General features: G+C 42.5%; 33 protein-coding genes and 1 pseudogene. All 34 read right to left on the bottom strand.

The features are described 5' to 3' along the window. Position 1: 1 nt before the first annotated feature. The 34 genes and pseudogenes from MHB67_RS00895 to rpsJ all read right to left on the bottom strand — a co-directional run bounded on the left by MHB67_RS00895 (position 2) and on the right by rpsJ (position 17549). Positions 2–799, bottom strand: a complete 798-nt coding sequence (locus MHB67_RS00895) for an energy-coupling factor transporter transmembrane protein EcfT (protein ID WP_024425607.1) — start codon at positions 797–799, stop codon at positions 2–4. After that, entirely contained in the window at positions 796–1665 is an 870-nt protein-coding gene (locus tag MHB67_RS00890; protein WP_103132743.1) for an energy-coupling factor ABC transporter ATP-binding protein, read from the bottom strand. The genes MHB67_RS00895 and MHB67_RS00890 overlap by 4 nt, the downstream gene beginning before the upstream one ends. Then, complete coding sequence (locus MHB67_RS00885) at positions 1641–2483, bottom strand: energy-coupling factor ABC transporter ATP-binding protein (RefSeq protein WP_044139649.1); 843 nt, start codon at positions 2481–2483, stop codon at positions 1641–1643. Before MHB67_RS00885 ends, MHB67_RS00890 begins: the two co-directional genes overlap by 25 nt. Before the next feature lie 125 nt (positions 2484–2608). Further along, entirely contained in the window at positions 2609–2971 is a 363-nt protein-coding gene (gene rplQ, locus MHB67_RS00880; RefSeq protein ID WP_003216944.1) for a 50S ribosomal protein L17, read from the bottom strand. Positions 2972–3046: 75 nt separating this feature from the next. After that, positions 3047–3991 carry a DNA-directed RNA polymerase subunit alpha gene (locus MHB67_RS00875; RefSeq protein WP_003217009.1) on the bottom strand — a complete coding sequence of 315 codons (945 nt, stop codon included), beginning with the start codon at positions 3989–3991 and terminating at the stop codon, positions 3047–3049. A gap of 175 nt (positions 3992–4166) precedes the next feature. After that, positions 4167–4562 carry a 30S ribosomal protein S11 gene (gene rpsK, locus MHB67_RS00870; protein ID WP_003217231.1) on the bottom strand — a complete coding sequence of 132 codons (396 nt, stop codon included), beginning with the start codon at positions 4560–4562 and terminating at the stop codon, positions 4167–4169. Between the two features lie 20 nt (positions 4563–4582). Beyond that, a complete protein-coding gene (rpsM, locus tag MHB67_RS00865) occupies positions 4583–4948 on the bottom strand; it encodes a 30S ribosomal protein S13 (protein ID WP_003217023.1) in 366 nt (121 codons plus the stop codon). A gap of 21 nt (positions 4949–4969) precedes the next feature. Next, positions 4970–5083, bottom strand: coding sequence for a 50S ribosomal protein L36 (rpmJ, locus tag MHB67_RS00860; RefSeq protein WP_003156543.1), 114 nt, complete (start codon positions 5081–5083; stop codon positions 4970–4972). Between the two features lie 31 nt (positions 5084–5114). Further along, positions 5115–5333, bottom strand: a complete 219-nt coding sequence (infA, locus tag MHB67_RS00855; RefSeq protein WP_003217190.1) for a translation initiation factor IF-1 — start codon at positions 5331–5333, stop codon at positions 5115–5117. Beyond that, positions 5311–5599, bottom strand: a pseudogene (locus tag MHB67_RS00850) (RNA-binding protein). Before MHB67_RS00850 ends, infA begins: the two are co-directional and overlap by 23 nt. A gap of 45 nt (positions 5600–5644) precedes the next feature. After that, on the bottom strand, positions 5645–6391 hold the full coding sequence (gene map / locus MHB67_RS00845; RefSeq protein WP_003217210.1) for a type I methionyl aminopeptidase: 747 nt from the start codon (positions 6389–6391) through the stop codon (positions 5645–5647). Beyond that, entirely contained in the window at positions 6388–7041 is a 654-nt protein-coding gene (locus tag MHB67_RS00840; RefSeq protein ID WP_103132744.1) for an adenylate kinase, read from the bottom strand. Before MHB67_RS00840 ends, map begins: the two co-directional genes overlap by 4 nt. Before the next feature lie 55 nt (positions 7042–7096). Then, positions 7097–8389 (bottom strand): preprotein translocase subunit SecY, encoded by a 1293-nt coding sequence (gene secY, locus MHB67_RS00835; RefSeq protein ID WP_007496334.1) that lies wholly within the window; start codon positions 8387–8389, stop codon positions 7097–7099. Between the two features lies 1 nt (position 8390). After that, positions 8391–8831: a 50S ribosomal protein L15 gene (gene rplO / locus MHB67_RS00830; protein ID WP_003216888.1), complete on the bottom strand. Its 441-nt coding sequence runs from the start codon at positions 8829–8831 to the stop codon at positions 8391–8393. A 30-nt stretch (positions 8832–8861) separates the two neighbouring features. After that, entirely contained in the window at positions 8862–9044 is a 183-nt protein-coding gene (gene rpmD / locus MHB67_RS00825; protein ID WP_003217067.1) for a 50S ribosomal protein L30, read from the bottom strand. A 13-nt stretch (positions 9045–9057) separates the two neighbouring features. Continuing rightward, entirely contained in the window at positions 9058–9558 is a 501-nt protein-coding gene (gene rpsE / locus MHB67_RS00820; protein WP_007496332.1) for a 30S ribosomal protein S5, read from the bottom strand. A gap of 24 nt (positions 9559–9582) precedes the next feature. Continuing rightward, entirely contained in the window at positions 9583–9945 is a 363-nt protein-coding gene (gene rplR / locus MHB67_RS00815) for a 50S ribosomal protein L18 (RefSeq protein WP_008356544.1), read from the bottom strand. Between the two features lie 32 nt (positions 9946–9977). Further along, a complete protein-coding gene (gene rplF, locus MHB67_RS00810; RefSeq protein ID WP_008345395.1) occupies positions 9978–10514 on the bottom strand; it encodes a 50S ribosomal protein L6 in 537 nt (178 codons plus the stop codon). Positions 10515–10545: 31 nt separating this feature from the next. Further along, positions 10546–10944 (bottom strand): 30S ribosomal protein S8, encoded by a 399-nt coding sequence (gene rpsH / locus MHB67_RS00805; RefSeq protein ID WP_007496327.1) that lies wholly within the window; start codon positions 10942–10944, stop codon positions 10546–10548. A gap of 31 nt (positions 10945–10975) precedes the next feature. After that, positions 10976–11161, bottom strand: coding sequence for a 30S ribosomal protein S14 (rpsN, locus tag MHB67_RS00800; protein WP_008356542.1), 186 nt, complete (start codon positions 11159–11161; stop codon positions 10976–10978). Positions 11162–11183: 22 nt separating this feature from the next. Next, entirely contained in the window at positions 11184–11723 is a 540-nt protein-coding gene (gene rplE, locus MHB67_RS00795; RefSeq protein WP_024425600.1) for a 50S ribosomal protein L5, read from the bottom strand. A 25-nt stretch (positions 11724–11748) separates the two neighbouring features. After that, a complete protein-coding gene (gene rplX / locus MHB67_RS00790; protein WP_008356538.1) occupies positions 11749–12060 on the bottom strand; it encodes a 50S ribosomal protein L24 in 312 nt (103 codons plus the stop codon). A 35-nt stretch (positions 12061–12095) separates the two neighbouring features. Continuing rightward, positions 12096–12464, bottom strand: coding sequence for a 50S ribosomal protein L14 (gene rplN, locus MHB67_RS00785; RefSeq protein ID WP_003216882.1), 369 nt, complete (start codon positions 12462–12464; stop codon positions 12096–12098). 39 nt (positions 12465–12503) lie between these two features. Continuing rightward, complete coding sequence (rpsQ, locus tag MHB67_RS00780; RefSeq protein WP_003216906.1) at positions 12504–12767, bottom strand: 30S ribosomal protein S17; 264 nt, start codon at positions 12765–12767, stop codon at positions 12504–12506. A 25-nt stretch (positions 12768–12792) separates the two neighbouring features. Further along, positions 12793–12993, bottom strand: a complete 201-nt coding sequence (rpmC, locus tag MHB67_RS00775; protein ID WP_003217155.1) for a 50S ribosomal protein L29 — start codon at positions 12991–12993, stop codon at positions 12793–12795. Continuing rightward, complete coding sequence (rplP, locus tag MHB67_RS00770) at positions 12983–13417, bottom strand: 50S ribosomal protein L16 (protein ID WP_003156478.1); 435 nt, start codon at positions 13415–13417, stop codon at positions 12983–12985. The genes rpmC and rplP overlap by 11 nt, the downstream gene beginning before the upstream one ends. 1 nt (position 13418) lies before the next feature. After that, positions 13419–14075: a 30S ribosomal protein S3 gene (gene rpsC / locus MHB67_RS00765; RefSeq protein WP_003217241.1), complete on the bottom strand. Its 657-nt coding sequence runs from the start codon at positions 14073–14075 to the stop codon at positions 13419–13421. Between the two features lie 3 nt (positions 14076–14078). Beyond that, positions 14079–14420 carry a 50S ribosomal protein L22 gene (rplV, locus tag MHB67_RS00760; RefSeq protein WP_007496316.1) on the bottom strand — a complete coding sequence of 114 codons (342 nt, stop codon included), beginning with the start codon at positions 14418–14420 and terminating at the stop codon, positions 14079–14081. Positions 14421–14437: 17 nt separating this feature from the next. Then, on the bottom strand, positions 14438–14716 hold the full coding sequence (rpsS, locus tag MHB67_RS00755) for a 30S ribosomal protein S19 (protein WP_003216920.1): 279 nt from the start codon (positions 14714–14716) through the stop codon (positions 14438–14440). Positions 14717–14773: 57 nt separating this feature from the next. After that, on the bottom strand, positions 14774–15607 hold the full coding sequence (gene rplB, locus MHB67_RS00750) for a 50S ribosomal protein L2 (protein WP_024425599.1): 834 nt from the start codon (positions 15605–15607) through the stop codon (positions 14774–14776). A 28-nt stretch (positions 15608–15635) separates the two neighbouring features. Then, positions 15636–15923: a 50S ribosomal protein L23 gene (rplW, locus tag MHB67_RS00745; protein ID WP_003217016.1), complete on the bottom strand. Its 288-nt coding sequence runs from the start codon at positions 15921–15923 to the stop codon at positions 15636–15638. Continuing rightward, a complete protein-coding gene (rplD, locus tag MHB67_RS00740) occupies positions 15923–16546 on the bottom strand; it encodes a 50S ribosomal protein L4 (protein ID WP_024425598.1) in 624 nt (207 codons plus the stop codon). Before rplD ends, rplW begins: the two co-directional genes overlap by 1 nt. 27 nt (positions 16547–16573) lie before the next feature. Beyond that, positions 16574–17203, bottom strand: a complete 630-nt coding sequence (gene rplC / locus MHB67_RS00735; protein WP_024425597.1) for a 50S ribosomal protein L3 — start codon at positions 17201–17203, stop codon at positions 16574–16576. Positions 17204–17240: 37 nt separating this feature from the next. Beyond that, positions 17241–17549 carry a 30S ribosomal protein S10 gene (gene rpsJ / locus MHB67_RS00730; protein ID WP_003156464.1) on the bottom strand — a complete coding sequence of 103 codons (309 nt, stop codon included), beginning with the start codon at positions 17547–17549 and terminating at the stop codon, positions 17241–17243. Between the last annotated feature and the right edge of the window lie 79 nt (positions 17550–17628).

The raw sequence follows: 17628 nt of genomic DNA, 5'->3' as shown, positions 1-17628 counted from the left end.
CCTAATTTCTAAGCAGCACAAGGAGTGCTGTTAACAGGATGAATAGAAGCAGCGTGAACGTGTCCTTCATGCCCCAGACAAGCTGACGGTATTTCGTCCGTCCTTCTCCCCCGCGGTAGCCTCTCGCTTCCATCGCGGTCGCCAGTTCCTCTGCACGCTTAAACGCACTGACAAAAAGCGGAACAAGCAAAGGAACGATAGCTTTCAGGCGATCCTTTAAAGGTCCGCTTGTAAAATCAACGCCTCGTGCCATTTGTGCCTTCATGATTTTGTCTGTCTCTTCTAATAACGTCGGAATAAACCGAAGAGAGATGGACATCATGAGAGCAAGCTCATGAACAGGCAGTTTGATTTTACGGAATGGGTGCAGCAGTTTTTCCATCCCGTCTGTCACTTCTATAGGCGTTGTCGTTAACGTAAGAAGTGTCGTCATCATGATGAGATAGACAAAACGGAGTGAAATGAAGATCCCCTGCTTTAGACCTTCTTCATAAATATTCAGAAAACCAAAGTGGAATAGCAAGGCGCCATCCTTCGTCATGAAAATATGAAGAATAAAGGTAAACAGGACAATCCATAGGATCGGCTTCATTCCCTTGAGAATAAAGTATAGCGGCACCTGAGAAACCATCACCACAAGGATGGTAAAGACACCTAAAAGCCCGTAAGTGATGTAATTATTAGCAAAAAAGACAATAAAGACGAAAAAGAAAATTGATAACAGCTTTGTCCTTGGGTCAAGACGATGGACAAAGGATGAGCCTGGCACATATTTGCCGATAATCATACTATCCATCATGATGTCGTGTCCTCCTGATAAAGAGCTGTTAAGGCTTCTGCCATCTCATCCATGGTCAGAAGCGGCCTTGGAAACGTAATACCAAGCTTTTCTTCTACAGTCTGCTGGAATTTAATCGTTTCTGGGAGGTCGAGACCAAACGAAGACATGTCTTTACGATTGGCAAACAACTCTCTCGGCGTGCCTGTTGCCTTCACTGTCCCTTTATGCATCACAATCATTTGATCCGCATAATGAGCGGCATCCTCCATACTGTGTGTGACGAGGATCGTGGTGAGGTTTGCCTTTTGATGAAGGTCATAGAACATGTCCATGATTTCCTTCCGTCCGCGTGGATCCAATCCAGCAGTCGGCTCATCAAGCACAAGCACTTCTGGCTCCATCGCTAAAACGCCTGCAATCGCCACACGTCTCATTTGACCGCCGCTTAGTTCAAAGGGAGATCGAGATAATAGGGATTCAGGAAGACCCACCAGTTTCAGCATCTCCTTCGCCTTCGCTTCTGCCTTCTCTTGAGGGACACCGAAGTTCATTGGACCAAAGCAGATATCCTTGAGGATGGTTTCCTCAAAGAGCTGATGTTCAGGAAACTGAAACACGATGCCTACCTTTTTCCGGAGGGGTTTCATATCCTTCTGCTTTTTATTGGCTTGTAAAATGGTCTCTCCAAGCGCAATGCTCCCCTTCGTTGGTTTGAGCAATCCATTTAAATGCTGCAGCAATGTAGACTTGCCAGAGCCCGTATGACCAATGACAGCGACATAGCTGCCCTCTTTGATGGAAGCATTGACATCATACAAAGCGAGACGCTCAAACGGCGTTTTCATTTGATAACGATGCTCTAATTCTTTGATCGTAATGTCCATAGCTCTTTCACCAATCCTTCTTGTGTCAAATGGGCATTTGCAAGCGGCACACCTTGCTGCTTCAATTGCTTGCTCAATCGATAGGAGAATGGCAGATCAAGTCCAATCTGAACCAGCTGTTCATCTAGTTCAAATACTTCCTCTGGCGTTCCCTCGGCAAATTTCTTCCCGTCATTCATCACAATGACGCGGTCTGCCTTGGCAGCCTCGTCTAAATCATGTGTGATGGAAATGACTGTGACTGTACCTTGTTCCTTCAGAAGTCTAACAGTCTCTAACACTTCTTCACGGCCAATCGGATCAAGCATTGATGTTGCTTCATCCAAGATCATGATGTCAGGGCTTGCGGCAAGCACACCTGCAATAGCGACTCTCTGCTTCTGCCCGCCTGATAGATGGTGCGGCTCTTGATCAAGAAACTCCTGCATATTGACCTGTTTGACAGCCCAATCTACACGTTCTATCATCAATTCCCGCTCAACCCCGTTATTTTCTAAACCAAAAGCCACATCATCACGAACTGTTGAGCCCACAAATTGGTTATCTGGGTTTTGAAAGACCATTCCGACCTTTTTGCGAATATCCCAAACACTTTCTTCTTTGAGCTCAATCTCTCCAACCTTGACCGTACCAGCATCCGGTAAAATGAGCCCATTCAGCACACGGGCAAGTGTGGATTTACCTGAACCGTTATGACCAACAATGGCGAGCCATTCATTTTGATTCACATGCAGTGACACTTGATCTAAAGCGGGCTTGTCCGCATCCTTGTGATAACGAAATACAATGTCCTTTACGTCAATTAATGTCTTCCCCATCTCTACCGGACCTCCTCTCAGCTCAACCTCTTCTTTGCTTATTCCTAAAAAAGCCGTAGTACCTAAAAAAGGGCATAGATCCAGTTATGAACTGTCCCGCCCTTTCTTAGATACACGATATGTGATTAAACTAATTCAATGACAGCCATTGGTGCGCCATCGCCGCGACGAGGTCCAAGCTTCATGATACGAGTGTATCCACCTTGGCGATCTTCGTAGCGAGTTGCAACGTCAGCGAATAATTTTTGAAGTGCATCTTGGTTTGTTTCAGCGTTAGCTACTTCATTACGAATGTAAGCTGCAGCTTGACGGCGAGCATGAAGATCTCCGCGTTTGCCAAGAGTGATCATTTTTTCAACTACAGAGCGAAGTTCTTTCGCACGTGTTTCAGTTGTTTCGATGCGTTCGTTGATGATCAAATCAGTCGTTAGGTCACGAAGCATTGCTTTACGTTGTGCACTAGTGCGTCCTAGCTTTCTGTATGCCATGTGATGTCCCCTCCTTAATTAGAGATGCTGTATGAATAAAAAACACACGAAAATCCTAGTTCACAATGAAACTAGTCAATCGTCTTTACGAAGACCCAGTCCAAGTTCTTCTAGTTTCGCTTTCACTTCTTCAAGAGATTTACGTCCAAGGTTACGAACTTTCATCATATCCTCTTCTGTCTTGTTAGCAAGCTCTTGAACAGTGTTAATACCCGCACGCTTCAAACAGTTGTAAGAACGAACAGAAAGATCAAGCTCTTCAATTGTCATTTCAAGCACTTTTTCTTTTTGGTCTTCTTCTTTCTCAACCATGATTTCAGCATGCTGAGCTTCGTCAGTTAACCCAACGAAAATATTCAGGTGTTCAGTTAAAATCTTAGAACCTAGAGCGATCGCTTCTTTCGGTCCTGTGCTTCCATCAGTCCATACATCTAGTGTTAATTTATCATAGTTTGTGATTTGCCCAACACGGGTGTTCTCCACTTGATAAGTCACACGAGATACAGGTGTATAGATTGAGTCGATCGGAATCACACCGATTGGCTGATCGTCTCTTTTGTTTGCATCAGCAGGATTATACCCGCGACCTCTTTGTGCAGTTAAGCGAACACGGAAGCTCGCATTCTTGCCAAGAGTTGCGATGTGAAGATCTGGATTTAAGATTTCAATATCGCTGTCGTGTGTAATATCAGCAGCTGTTACAGTACCTTCATCTTGTACATCAATTTCAAGCGTCTTCTCTTCTTCAGAGTAGATTTTGAGTGCAAGCTTTTTAATGTTTAAGATAATCGTTGTAACATCTTCAACCACGCCTTCGATCGTTGAGAATTCGTGTAAGACACCATCTATCTGGATCGATGTTACAGCTGCACCAGGAAGTGAGGATAAAAGGATACGACGAAGGGAGTTCCCTAAAGTGGTACCATATCCACGCTCAAGTGGCTCTACGACAAACTTGCCATACTTGGCATCGTCGCTGATTTCAACCGTTTCGATTTTTGGTTTTTCAATTTCGATCATCTAATAAAACCCTCCTTCAAAACGTCGAAACCTCGAATAGAATCATATGAGATTCCATCCGAAATTCCTCATTGTTTAGTCCCGTATGTGCTCAGGCAACGAGTCGTGTATTCGTCTCATAAATAACTGTATCATAACCCATTATTGACAGGGACACAAAATCTATACAAACAAATTACACGCGGCGACGTTTTGGTGGACGGCATCCGTTATGAGGAACTGGAGTTACGTCTCTAATTGCAGTAACTTCAAGACCTGCAGCTTGAAGTGCACGAATTGCAGCTTCACGACCAGAACCAGGACCTTTAACAGTTACTTCAAGTGTTTTAAGACCGTGTTCGATAGAACCTTTAGCAGCAGTTTCAGCAGCCATTTGTGCAGCGAAAGGAGTAGATTTACGAGAACCTCTGAATCCTAATGCACCAGCACTTGACCAAGAAATTGCGTTTCCATGAACATCAGTAATCGTTACAATCGTGTTGTTGAAAGTGGAACGGATATGAGCGATTCCAGCTTCAATATTCTTTTTCACGCGACGTTTACGCGTATTTTGTTTACGAGCAGCAGCCATTCTTTAACTACCTCCTTTACTTATTTTTTCTTGTTAGCTACAGTACGACGCGGACCTTTACGAGTACGCGCGTTGTTTTTTGTGTTTTGTCCACGAACAGGAAGTCCTCTACGATGACGGATTCCGCGGTAGCTTCCGATTTCAATTAGACGCTTAATGTTAAGTGAAACTTCACGACGAAGGTCACCTTCTACTTTAAGTTTGTCAATGATATCACGGATTTTACCAAGTTCGTCTTCAGTTAGATCGCGAACGCGAGTGTCTTCAGAAACACCTGCTTCTTTAAGGACTTGTTGCGCAGTCGTACGACCAATTCCAAAAACATATGTTAAAGAAATGACAACACGCTTATCACGTGGAATATCTACACCAGCAATACGAGCCATGATTTGGGCACCTCCTTGTTATTAGCCTTGTTTTTGTTTATGTTTTGGGTTTTCACAGATCACCATTACTTTTCCTTTTCTGCGAATCACTTTACATTTTTCACAGATAGGTTTAACAGATGGTCTCACTTTCATGTGTTTCCAACCTCCTTCTTCCGGAGTTGCTTTATTTGTAACGGTACGTAATTCTACCACGAGTTAAGTCATATGGAGATAATTCTACCGTAACTTTGTCTCCAGGTAAAATGCGAATGAAGTGCATACGGATTTTTCCTGATACATGAGCCAAAACTGTATGACCATTCTCTAGTTCAACTTTGAACATTGCGTTTGGCAAAGTTTCTGCTACAGTACCTTCCACTTCAATTACATCGTCTTTCGCCATTCAAGTGTTCTCCCTTCTTCAAATCAGTAACTTGCTCTCTGACAAATGTCCAAATGAGAATCTCTCAATTGTTCATCTATCACCCGACCTGTTTTGAATATACTGTTCTGAACTTCCGGAGATACGCAATCATAAAAGGTTATATGATTGATATTTTTTCTTAGGAGAATGAAATTTACGCTTTTCTCCGTCTGCGATTAGTACATGGCAGTCAACGAATATGCCGATGACACCTGTATACTGATCTTGTTCTTTCTTTGGACTATACAGACAACCTGCCCGATTTGGGCCTGAAAGGCTTCAGTGAAGACCTAAATCTTAGTCAGTATATCAAAACCTGTATCTGTAATCGCAATCGTATGCTCAAAGTGAGCACACTTTTTCCCATCAACCGTTACAACCGTCCAGTTATCAGCCAATGTTTTCACATATCGGCTGCCTGCGTTCACCATCGGTTCGATGGCCAACACCATTCCAGGTTTTAGCCGCGGGCCTTTGTTGGGCGGACCATAATGAGGAATTTGAGGGTCCTCATGAAGATCCTGTCCGACCCCATGTCCAACATATTCTCTAACAACTGAAAAATTCTCATTTTCAACATACGTTTGTATGGCATGGGAAATGTTCGACAGACGTTCGCCTGGCTTTGCTTCCTGTAAGCCTTTATATAGAGATTCCTCTGTGACTTCCAGTAGTTTGCGGTCTTCATCACTGATTACCCCAACTGGATAAGTCCAAGCAGAGTCACCATGATAGCCATTTAACTTTGCGCCAATATCGATACTAATGATGTCACCATCACGTAAAACCCGTTTACCAGGAATACCGTGAACGAGTTCTTCATTCACCGAAACGCAAATGCTCCCGCGAAAACCATTATACCCTTTAAAAGATGGGATTGCACCCTGCTTTGTAATAAAACGTTCGGCAATTTGATCCAATTCTTTTGTCGAAATACCTGGTTTTATGTGTTTCTTCAGCTCTTCATGAGTCAGTGCGACAATACGTCCAGCTTCTCTCATAATCTCAAGCTCGCGAGGAGTTTTACAGATAATCATTTATTTAATCCCCCAAGCAGGTCCTTGATATCTGCATATACATCGTTAATGTGCTTCGCACCATCAATGTTTGCAAGATATCCTTTTTCTGAATAGAAGTTCAGTAAAGGTTCAGTCTGCTTTACGTTTACTTCAAGTCTAGTCGAAACGGTTTCTGCATTATCATCTGCACGTTGATAAAGCTCGCCTCCGCACTTGTCGCAAACATTTTCTTTCGCAGGTGGATTGAATACTAAATGATATGTTGCTCCGCAATTTTTGCAAATTCTTCGGCCAGTCAGACGCTCCATCAAAGCATCTTTATCGACTTTAATATTAATGACATAATCAATCGTTCTGCCAAGGTCCTTTAGAATTTCTTCTAAAGCTTCAGCCTGAGCGACTGTTCGCGGAAATCCGTCCAGAAGAAAACCTTGTTCACAATCATTTTTGCCAAGTCTTTCTCTAACAATACCGATTGTGACCTCATCAGGAACAAGCTCTCCTTTATCGATAAAGGATTTTGCTTCGAGCCCAAGTTGTGTCTCCTCTTTCATAGCAGCGCGGAACATATCTCCTGTTGAGATATGAGGGATCCCATAATCATCAACAATTCGTTCTGCCTGAGTGCCTTTACCAGCACCCGGAAGCCCCATTAAGACTAAGTTCATTTCGGATTTCCCCTTCCTTACTTAGAGAGGTTGGGCAGCTGCCCAGCCCTCTGTTTTATTTCATAAATCCACGGTAATTTCGTTTCACTAATTGGCTTTCAAGCTGCTTCATTGTTTCAAGTGCAACACCTACAACAATGAGAAGACTTGTGCCGCCAATTTGTGCAGCGGAAGGTAATCCAGCGAATTGAATGAAAAAGATAGGAAGTATTGAAATCACGGCTAAGAAAATGGCGCCCACAAACGTGAGTCGGTACAAAATGCTCGTAATTCTATCTTGAGTCATTTTCCCTGGACGAACTCCCGGGATATAGCCACCCTGCTTTTGCAGATTTTCAGCCATTTGTTCAGGATTGACTTGGACAAAGGCATAAAAATATGTGAAAGCAACAATCAGTGCTACATAAATCGTCATACCGATTGGCTTAGTATAGTCAAAGTTGTTGGTTATCCAAGTTGTCACATTATTGGTTCCGAAGAACGATGCGATCGTCTGCGGAGTAATAATGAAAGAAACGGCAAAGATGACTGGAATCACCCCTGCTGGATTCACTTTCAATGGAAGGTGCGTTGCTTGACTAGCAGACATTTGTGCACGGCCAGTTCCTTTTGAATATTGAATTGCAATCTTTCTCACTGCCATTTGAATGTAAATAACACCGATAACAATGACAAGAATGGCAATGACAATAAGGGCAATTTTAAGGATTTGCATGAACAGCTGTCCATCTCCACCTACAAATTGTTGAGCGTACACTTGTTTTAATGTTTGAGGGATACCAGCGATGATACCGGCAAAGATAATAATCGAAATACCATTACCAACACCGTGAGCAGTAATCTGCTCACCCAGCCACATTAAAAATGCTGTTCCCGCAGTGAGTACGACCGCAATTAAGAGATACGTTGAAACACCAGGGTTTTCAATCAGCATGCCTCCTGCCATATTGTTGAATCCATATGACATTCCCAGCGCCTGGATAAATCCTAGAACAATTGTAAAATACCTTGTGAATTGTGCTAATTTTCGGCGGCCAACCTCTCCTTGCTTTGACCACTCAGTAAACTTCGGAACAACATCCATCTGCAAGAGCTGAATGATGATCGAAGCAGTGATATACGGCATAATCCCCATTGCAAGAATGGAGAATTGGAAAAGTGCCCCGCCCCCAAACGTGTTGAGGATTCCGAAAACACTCATTTGATCCTGTGCCTGGAGAACTTCGGCGTTCACATTAGGCACAGGGATGAAAGCACCTATACGAAAGACGACTAACATTAAAAGTGTGAATATAATCTTATTCCGTATATCTTTCACGCGCATAAAATTGGAGATTGTCTTAAACAAGTTAGATCACCTCGGCTGTACCGCCAGCAGCTTCAATCGCTTCTTTCGCAGAAGCAGAGAATTTATTGGCTTTTACAGTTAATTTTTTTTCTAATTTACCGTTGCCAAGAATTTTTACTCCTGCTTTTAACTTGCTTATTGCACCAGTCTCTAGAAGAAGTTCAGGAGTTACTTCCGTTCCTTCGTCAAAACTGTTTAATCTGTCTAAGTTGATTACCGCGTAATCTTTACGGTTGATGTTTGTAAAACCACGTTTTGGAAGGCGTTGGAATAAAGGCATCTGACCACCTTCGAAACCAGGGCGTACACCGCCGCCAGAACGAGCGTTTTGACCTTTATGACCTTTACCAGAAGTTTTACCGTTACCTGATCCAATACCACGACCAACACGGTTGCGTACTTTACGTGAACCTTCTGAAGGCTTCAATTCATGAAGTTTCATTTGGGCACCTCCTTATCGATTAAAAATGTTTTATTGTTCTTTAACAGAAACTAAATGAGACACCTTGTTAATCATGCCGCGGATCGCTGCATTGTCTTCATGTACGACTGTTTGGTTTGTTTTCTTAAGACCAAGAGTACGAACAGTGACACGCTGATCTTCAGGGCGACCGATTACACTGCGTTTGAGGGTAATTTCTAATTTATTTGCCATTATTGTTCCCTCCTTATCCTAACAGGTCTTCTACAGATTTTCCACGAAGCTTCGCTACATCTTCAGCACGTTTAAGCTCACTTAAACCTTGAAGTGTTGCGCGGATCATGTTGATCGGTGTATTAGAACCTAGAGATTTAGAAAGGATATCAGCTAGACCAGCAAGCTCAAGTACCGCACGCACTGGGCCTCCAGCGATAACTCCTGTACCTTCTGAAGCAGGCTTCAATAGAACGTTTCCTGCACCGAATCGACCGATGATTTCATGTGGAATTGTAGTTCCAACCATTGGTACTTCAATTAAATTCTTTTTCGCATCTTCAACAGCTTTGCGGATCGCTTCTGGTACTTCTTGTGCTTTACCAGTACCGAAACCTACATGACCGTTTTTGTCACCGACAACAACTAAAGCTGCAAAACGGAAACGACGTCCACCTTTAACAACTTTCGCTACGCGGTTAACCGTAACTAAGCGTTCTTCTAACTCTAATTTGCTTGGGTCAATACGACTCATTCGGATGTGTCCCTCCTTCTTTTATTAAAATTTAAGTCCAGCCTCACGAGCAGCTTCAGCTAGAGCTTTTACACGTCCATGATATAGGTATCCTCCGCGGTCAAATACCACGTTAGAGATTCCTTTTTCAACAGCACGTTTTGCAACAAGTTCGCCAACTTTCGTAGCAGCTGCAGTGTCAGAACTATTCTCGATCTTTAACTCTTTATCAAGAGTAGAAGCACTTACAAGTGTTACACCGTTAACATCATCAATTACTTGAGCGTAGATATTCTTGTTAGAACGGAAAACGTTAAGGCGAGGTCTTTCAGCAGTACCTGAAAGTTTCGCACGAACACGAGCATGTCTTTTAAGACGAGTAGCGTTTTTGCTAGTTTTCGTAATCATCCGAGTCACTCCTTTCTTCACTTTAAGCGATCTTACTTACCAGTTTTTCCTTCTTTACGGCGAACGAATTCACCTTCGTAACGAATTCCTTTACCTTTGTAAGGCTCTGGAGCACGGACAGCGCGGATGTTAGAAGCTAGAGCTCCTACACGCTCTTTATCGATACCTTTAACGATTACTTTCGTTTGAGATGGAACTTCTACTTCAACTCCAGCCTCAGGAACGATTTCAACTGGATGAGAGTATCCAACGTTAAGAACAAGTTTGTTTCCAGATTTAGCTGCACGGTAACCGACACCGATAAGTTCTAAACCTCTTTCGAAACCTTTAGATACACCTTCAACCATGTTTGCAATCAAGCTACGTGTTGTACCATGTAATGCACGGTGTTCTTTATTTTCAGACGGACGGCTTACAGTTAAGACGTTGTCCTCAATTTTAATTTCCATATCAGGGTGAAATGCACGAGTTAGTTCACCTTTTGGTCCCTTTACTGTCACTGTGTTATCGTTGTTTGTCACAGTTACTCCTGAAGGGATCTCGATTAGTTTTTTACCTATACGAGACATACCAAGCACCTCCATTCATCTTAAACTTTTTTTACCATACGTAAGCAAGTACTTCTCCACCAGCTTGTTTAGCACGGGCTTCTTTGTCCGATAAAACACCTTGTGATGTAGAAATAATTGCGATTCCAAGTCCGTTAAGTACACGTGGTACTTCATTTGATTTCGCATATACGCGTAAACCAGGTTTACTGATTCTTTTAAGACCAGTGATAACACGTTCGTTGTTTTGGCCGTATTTAAGGAACAAACGGATAATTCCTTGTTTGCTGTCTTCGACGTACTCAACGTCACGGATAAAACCTTCACGCTTTAAGATTTCAGCAATTTCTCTTTTGATTTTTGAAGCCGGTACTTCTAGCTTCTCATGACGTACCATGTTCGCATTGCGAATACGAGTCAGCAAATCTGCAATCGGATCTGTCATAACCATTATTTAATAACCTCCTTCCCATTTATGGGGATTACCAGCTGGCTTTTTTAACGCCAGGAATTTGTCCTTTATATGCAAGTTCGCGGAAACAAATACGGCAAAGTTTAAACTTACGAATAACTGAATGTGGACGTCCACAACGTTCGCAGCGCGTATACTCTTGAACTTTAAACTTTTGTTTGCGTTGTTGTTTCGCAATCATAGACTTTTTAGCCACGATTTCGCCTCCCTTTCATTGATTATTTCTGGAACGGCATACCTACTTGAGTTAATAACTCACGTGCTTCTTCGTCCGTATTGGCAGTAGTAACGATAACGATATCCATACCGCGGACCTTTGTTACTTTATCGTAATCAATTTCTGGGAAGATTAACTGTTCTTTAATACCAAGCGTGTAGTTTCCACGACCGTCGAAAGATTTCTTAGAAATCCCGCGGAAGTCACGTACACGTGGTAAAGACACAGAAATAAGTTTATCAAGGAAATCATACATGCGCTCTCCGCGAAGTGTTACTTTCGCACCGATTGGCATTCCTTCACGTAGACGGAATCCAGCAATAGACTTCTTCGCACGAGTAACGACAGGTTTTTGACCAGCGATAAACGTTAATTCTTCAACAGCAGTATCGATTGCTTTAGCGTTTTGAACGGCGTCACCAACACCCATGTTGATCACGATTTTTTCGATTTTTGGCACTTGCATTACTGAAGTGTATTCAAACTTAGAAACTAATGCAGGTGTAATTTCTTTTACATACTTTTCTTTAAGGCGGTTCATGAGAAAGACCTCCCTTCCTTATTTACTATTTATCTAGAACTTGCCCAGATTTTTTCGCTACACGGACTTTCTTTCCGTCCTCAACTTTATACCCAACACGTGTCACTTCACCCGTTTTAGGATCAAGCGGCATTACGTTTGATACGTGGATCGGCGCTTCTTGTTCAGAAATTCCGCCTTGAGGGTTAGCTTGGGTTGGTTTAGAGTGTTTTTTCACAAGGTTAATACCTTCTACTAAAACACGTTCCTTTTTAGGGAAAGCAGCAAGGATGACACCTTGTTTACCTTTATCTTTACCAGAGATAACCACTACTTTATCGCCCTTTTTAACATGCATTTAATCGCACCTCCTTGAGTCGCGGATTGTATTCATTAAAGTACTTCTGGTGCTAGAGAAACAATTTTCATATAGTTGTTTTCACGAAGTTCACGTGCTACTGGTCCGAAGATACGAGTTCCACGTGGGCTCTTGTCGTCACGGATGATGACACATGCATTTTCGTCGAAACTGATGTAAGATCCATCGTTTCGGCGAGCTCCGCTCTTAGTACGAACGATAACTGCTTTCACAACTTCACCTTTTTTGACAACGCCTCCAGGTGTTGCTTGTTTAACCGTACAAACAATGACATCACCGATGTTAGCCGTTTTACGTCCAGAGCCACCAAGAACTTTAATCGTTAGTACTTCGCGTGCGCCAGAGTTGTCAGCTACTTTTAAACGAGTCTCCTGTTGAATCATTAATGTTACCTCCTTTCGGAAAAAGAAATCCGAACTTTATTAGATAATAACGGCTTCTTCGACAACTTCAACTAGACGAAAGCGTTTAGTCGCAGATAAAGGACGAGTTTCCATGACCTTTACGATGTCTCCGATTTTTGCTTGGTTGTTTTCATCATGTGCTTTGAACTTTTTAGAGTATCTTACACGTTTGCCATAAAGTGAATGCTTTTTGTATGTTTCAACTACAACAGTGATGGTTTTATCCATTTTGTCAGAAACAACACGACCTTGATACACTTTACGTTGGTTACGTTCGCTCATGTTTGCGGGGCCTCCCCTCTAATTATTATTTATTAGCAGCGATTTCTCTTTGACGAATCACAGTTTTCATGCGTGCGATTGATTTACGCACTTCACGAATGCGAGCAGTGTTTTCAAGCTGCCCAGTCGCTAATTGGAAACGAAGATTGAAAAGTTCTTCTTTAAGAGACTTTACTTTTTGTTCAATTTCAGCAGTGGTAAGGTCACGAATTTCATTAGCTTTCATTTGATTCACCACCAATTTCTTCACGTTTTACGAACTTCGTTTTAATTGGCAATTTGTGAGATGCAAGACGAAGAGCTTCACGAGCAACTTCTTCAGACACACCAGAAATTTCAAATAAAACTTTGCCCGGTTTTACTACAGCTACCCATCCTTCTGGAGCACCTTTACCGGAACCCATGCGGACCTCTAGAGGTTTAGCTGTGTATGGCTTAGAAGGGAAAATTTTAATCCAAACTTTACCGCCACGTTTCATGTAACGAGTCATAGCAATACGAGCAGCTTCGATTTGACGGTTTGTGATCCAAGAAGCTTCAAGAGCCTGGATACCGTACTCACCGAAATGTACTTCAGTACCGCCTTTTGCACGACCACGCATTTTTCCACGATGTTCTCTGCGATACTTCACGCGTTTTGGCAATAACATATTATTTTCCTCCTTCCGCAGTATTCTTCTTAGTTGGAAGGACTTCTCCACGATAGATCCATACTTTTACGCCAAGCTTACCATAAGTAGTGTCAGCTTCAGCAGTAGCATAGTCGATGTCAGCACGAAGTGTGTGCAATGGAACAGTACCTTCACTGTAATATTCAGAACGAGCAATATCTGCACCGCCAAGACGACCAGAAACCATTGTTTTGATTCCTTGTGCTCCAGCACGCATTGTGCGTTGGATTGTTTGTTTTTGTGCACGACGGAATGAAATACGGTTTTCAAGTTGACGAGCGATGTTTTCAGCAACTAGCTGAGCATCAAGATCTGCTCTCTTGATTTCAAGAATGTTGATGTGTACACGTTTGCCAGTTAGGCTGTTAAGAGCTTTACGAAGTGCTTCAACTTCAGATCCGCCTTTACCAATTACCATACCTGGTTTAGCCGTGTGGATTGTGATATTTACGCGGTTTGCAGCACGTTCGATTTCTACTTTAGAAACAGACGCGTCAGACAAACGCTTGCTGATGAATTCACGGATTTTCAAGTCTTCATGTAAGAAGTCAGCGTAATCTTTTCCTGCGAACCATTTAGATTCCCAATCACGAATGACGCCAATACGAAGACCTACTGGATTTACCTTTTGACCCACGGATTATCCCTCCTTCTTTTCTGATACAACGATTGTAATGTGGCTAGTACGTTTGTTAATTGCGCTCGCACGACCCATAGCACGTGGACGGAATCTCTTAAGTGTTGGACCTTCGTCAACGAATGCTTGAGTAATCACTAGGCTGTTAGCGTCCAACTCGTAGTTGTGCTCAGCGTTTGCGATAGCAGATTTTAATACTTTTTCAATAATTGGTGAAGCAGCCTTAGGTGTAAGGTTTAAGATAGAAACTGCTTCTCCTACTTGCTTACCTCGGATCAGGTCCATTACTAGACGTGCTTTACGAGGAGCAATACGGACTGTTCTTGCGACAGCTTTAGCTTGCATTTAAAAGCCTCCTCTCATTAGCGTCTTGTTTTTTTATCGTCACTAGCATGACCTTTGTAAGTACGGCTTGGTGCGAATTCGCCCAATTTGTGACCTACCATATCTTCAGAAATGAAAACAGGTACATGTTTGCGTCCGTCATAGACAGCGATTGTGTGACCGATGAATTGTGGGAAAATTGTAGAACGACGAGACCAAGTTTTTACGACTTGCTTTTTGTCAGTTTCATTCAATTTCTCGACTTTAGCCATCAAATGATCATCAACAAATGGTCCTTTTTTTAAGCTGCGAGCCATTGTGGAACCTCCCTTCGTGATTGAACTACGGTCCTAAATGAACCGTAGACAACCCCGTTACTTGTTTTTACGACGACGTACAATGAATTTATCAGACTTGTTGGTTTTCTTACGAGTCTTGAATCCAAGAGTCGGTTTACCCCATGGAGACATTGGTGATTTACGTCCGATTGGAGCGCGTCCTTCACCACCACCGTGTGGGTGATCGTTAGGGTTCATTACAGAACCACGAACTGTTGGGCGTACGCCTTTCCAGCGAGAACGTCCAGCTTTACCGATGTTGATTAATTCGTGTTGCTCGTTTCCAACTTGACCGATAGTCGCACGGCAAGCAGAAAGAATCATGCGAACTTCTCCTGAGTTCAAACGTACAAGAACGTATTTACCTTCTTTACCTAGAACTTGAGCAGAAGTACCAGCAGAACGAACTAATTGTCCACCTTTACCTGGTTTTAATTCAATGTTATGCACAACTGTACCAACTGGGATGTTGATAAGTGGAAGAGCATTACCTGGTTTGATGTCAGCTTCTGGTCCAGAAGTAACTTCAGTACCAACTTGGATTCCTTTCGGAGCAAGAATGTAACGTTTCTCACCATCTGCATAGTTTACAAGAGCGATGTTAGCTGAACGGTTTGGATCATACTCGATTGTAGCAACGCGTCCAGGTATACCGTCTTTATCACGCTTAAAGTCGATGATACGGTATTGACGTTTGTGACCGCCACCTTGATGACGAACAGTCAATCTACCTTGGTTGTTACGTCCGCCTTTTTTGTGTAGCGGTGCAAGCAACGATTTTTCTGGTTTGTCAGTCGTGATTTCAGCAAAATCTGAAGTAGTCATGCCACGACGACCATTACTGGTTGGTTTATACTTTTTAATCGCCATTTTGAATTTCCCTCCTTCTTTTTAAGATTTACGCTTCAAAAATTTCGATTTCTTTGCTGTCAGCAGTTAATTTCACGATCGCTTTTCTGCGACGGCTAGTCATACCAGTGTAGCGTCCAACGCGTTTTGATTTTCCTTTGTAGTTTTGAACGTTGACTTTCTCAACTTTCACTCCAAAGATTTCTTCAACAGCGTCTTTCACTTCTGTTTTGTTAGCTCTGACATCAACTTCGAACGTGTACTTCTTCTCTGTCATTAGATCAGCAGAACGTTCAGTAATGATAGGGCGCTTTAGAACATCACGAGGATCTTTCATTATGCAAGTCCCTCCTCTACTTTTTCAACCGCTGCTTTAGTGATCAGAAGTTTGTCGTGGTTGACAACGTCAAGAACGTTGATACCGTTAGCTTCAACAACTGTTACTCCAGGGATGTTACGAGCAGATAAAGCAACTGTTTCGTTTGCATCCGCAGTGACGATCAACGCTTTCTTCTCAACAGATAATCCTTTAAGGATGCCTGCGAATTCTTTCGTTTTCACTGCATCAAGAGTCAGATCTTCAAGAACGATGATGTTGTTGTCGATTACTTTAGAAGACAATACTGACTTGATAGCCAAGCGGCGAACTTTTTTAGGTAATTTATAAGAATAACTGCGTGGTGTTGGACCGAATACGATACCGCCTCCGCGCCATTGTGGTGAACGGATAGAACCTTGACGAGCACGACCTGTACCCTTCTGTCTCCAAGGCTTACGACCTCCGCCACGTACTTCAGAACGAGTTTTTACTTTATGAGTTCCTTGACGTAAGGAAGCTCTTTGCATAAGAATAGCATCGAATACTACGCTTTCGTTTGGCTCGATTCCAAACACAGAAGCGTTTAATTCGATTTCACCGTTAGTAGAACCGTTTTGGTTATATAATGCTACTTTTGGCATGACTTGTTTCCTCCTTTCCTAAGAGAGTTATTTAGATTTAACTGCACTCTTTACAGTTACTAGAGATTTTTTAGCTCCTGGTACGTTTCCTTTGATCAATAGAAGATTGCGTTCTGCATCAACTTTAACGATCTCAAGGTTTTGGACAGTGATTTGCTCTCCGCCCATACGACCTGGAAGAAGTTTACCTTTGAATACACGGTTTGGATCAACAGGTCCCATTGAACCAGGACGACGGTGGTAACGTGAACCGTGAGTCATTGGTCCGCGTGATTGTCCGTGGCGTTTGATAGCCCCTTGGAATCCTTTACCTTTTGATGTTCCTGTTACATCTACGATATCTCCATTTGCGAAAATATCAACTTTGACTTCCTGACCAACTTCATACGCATCTAACTCCGCACCGCGTAATTCTTTTACGAAGCGCTTAGGAGCAGTTTCCGCTTTAGCAACGTGGCCTTTCTCTGGTTTGTTAGAAAGCTTTTCACGTTTGTCATCAAAACCGATTTGGATTGCTTCATAGCCATCCGTGTCAACAGTCTTCTTTTGAAGAACAACGTTAGCAGCAGCCTCAACAACAGTTACAGGGATAAGATCACCGTTTTCTGCGAATACTTGCGTCATACCAATTTTTCTACCTAAGATTCCTTTGGTCATTAGTCACACCTCCTATAATATGTGTTTTCTATTTGAATTAAAGTTTGATTTCGATATCTACACCAGATGGTAAATCTAAACGCATAAGTGCATCAACTGTTTGCGGAGTTGGATTCACGATGTCGATTAGACGTTTGTGAGTACGCATCTCGAATTGCTCACGAGAATCTTTGTACTTATGCACCGCACGAAGGATTGTGTAAACTGATTTTTCAGTTGGAAGCGGGATTGGACCAGATACACTAGCACCAGAACGCTTAGCCGTTTCAACAATCTTCTCAGCAGATTGATCAAGAATTCTATGATCATATGCTTTTAAACGAATACGAATTTTTTGTTTTGCCATTATTTTCCCTCCTTTTCGCCTACTTACGTTAGACAGTTCTCCGTGAGAAAAACCTGATCACCTCGCCATGGCAAAGCGG

The sequence above is a fragment of the Bacillus sp. FSL H8-0516 genome (genome assembly GCF_038635285.1).
Taxonomy (GTDB): domain Bacteria; phylum Bacillota; class Bacilli; order Bacillales; family Bacillaceae; genus Bacillus; species Bacillus safensis.
This window is presented reverse-complemented; position numbering and strand designations above follow the sequence as displayed.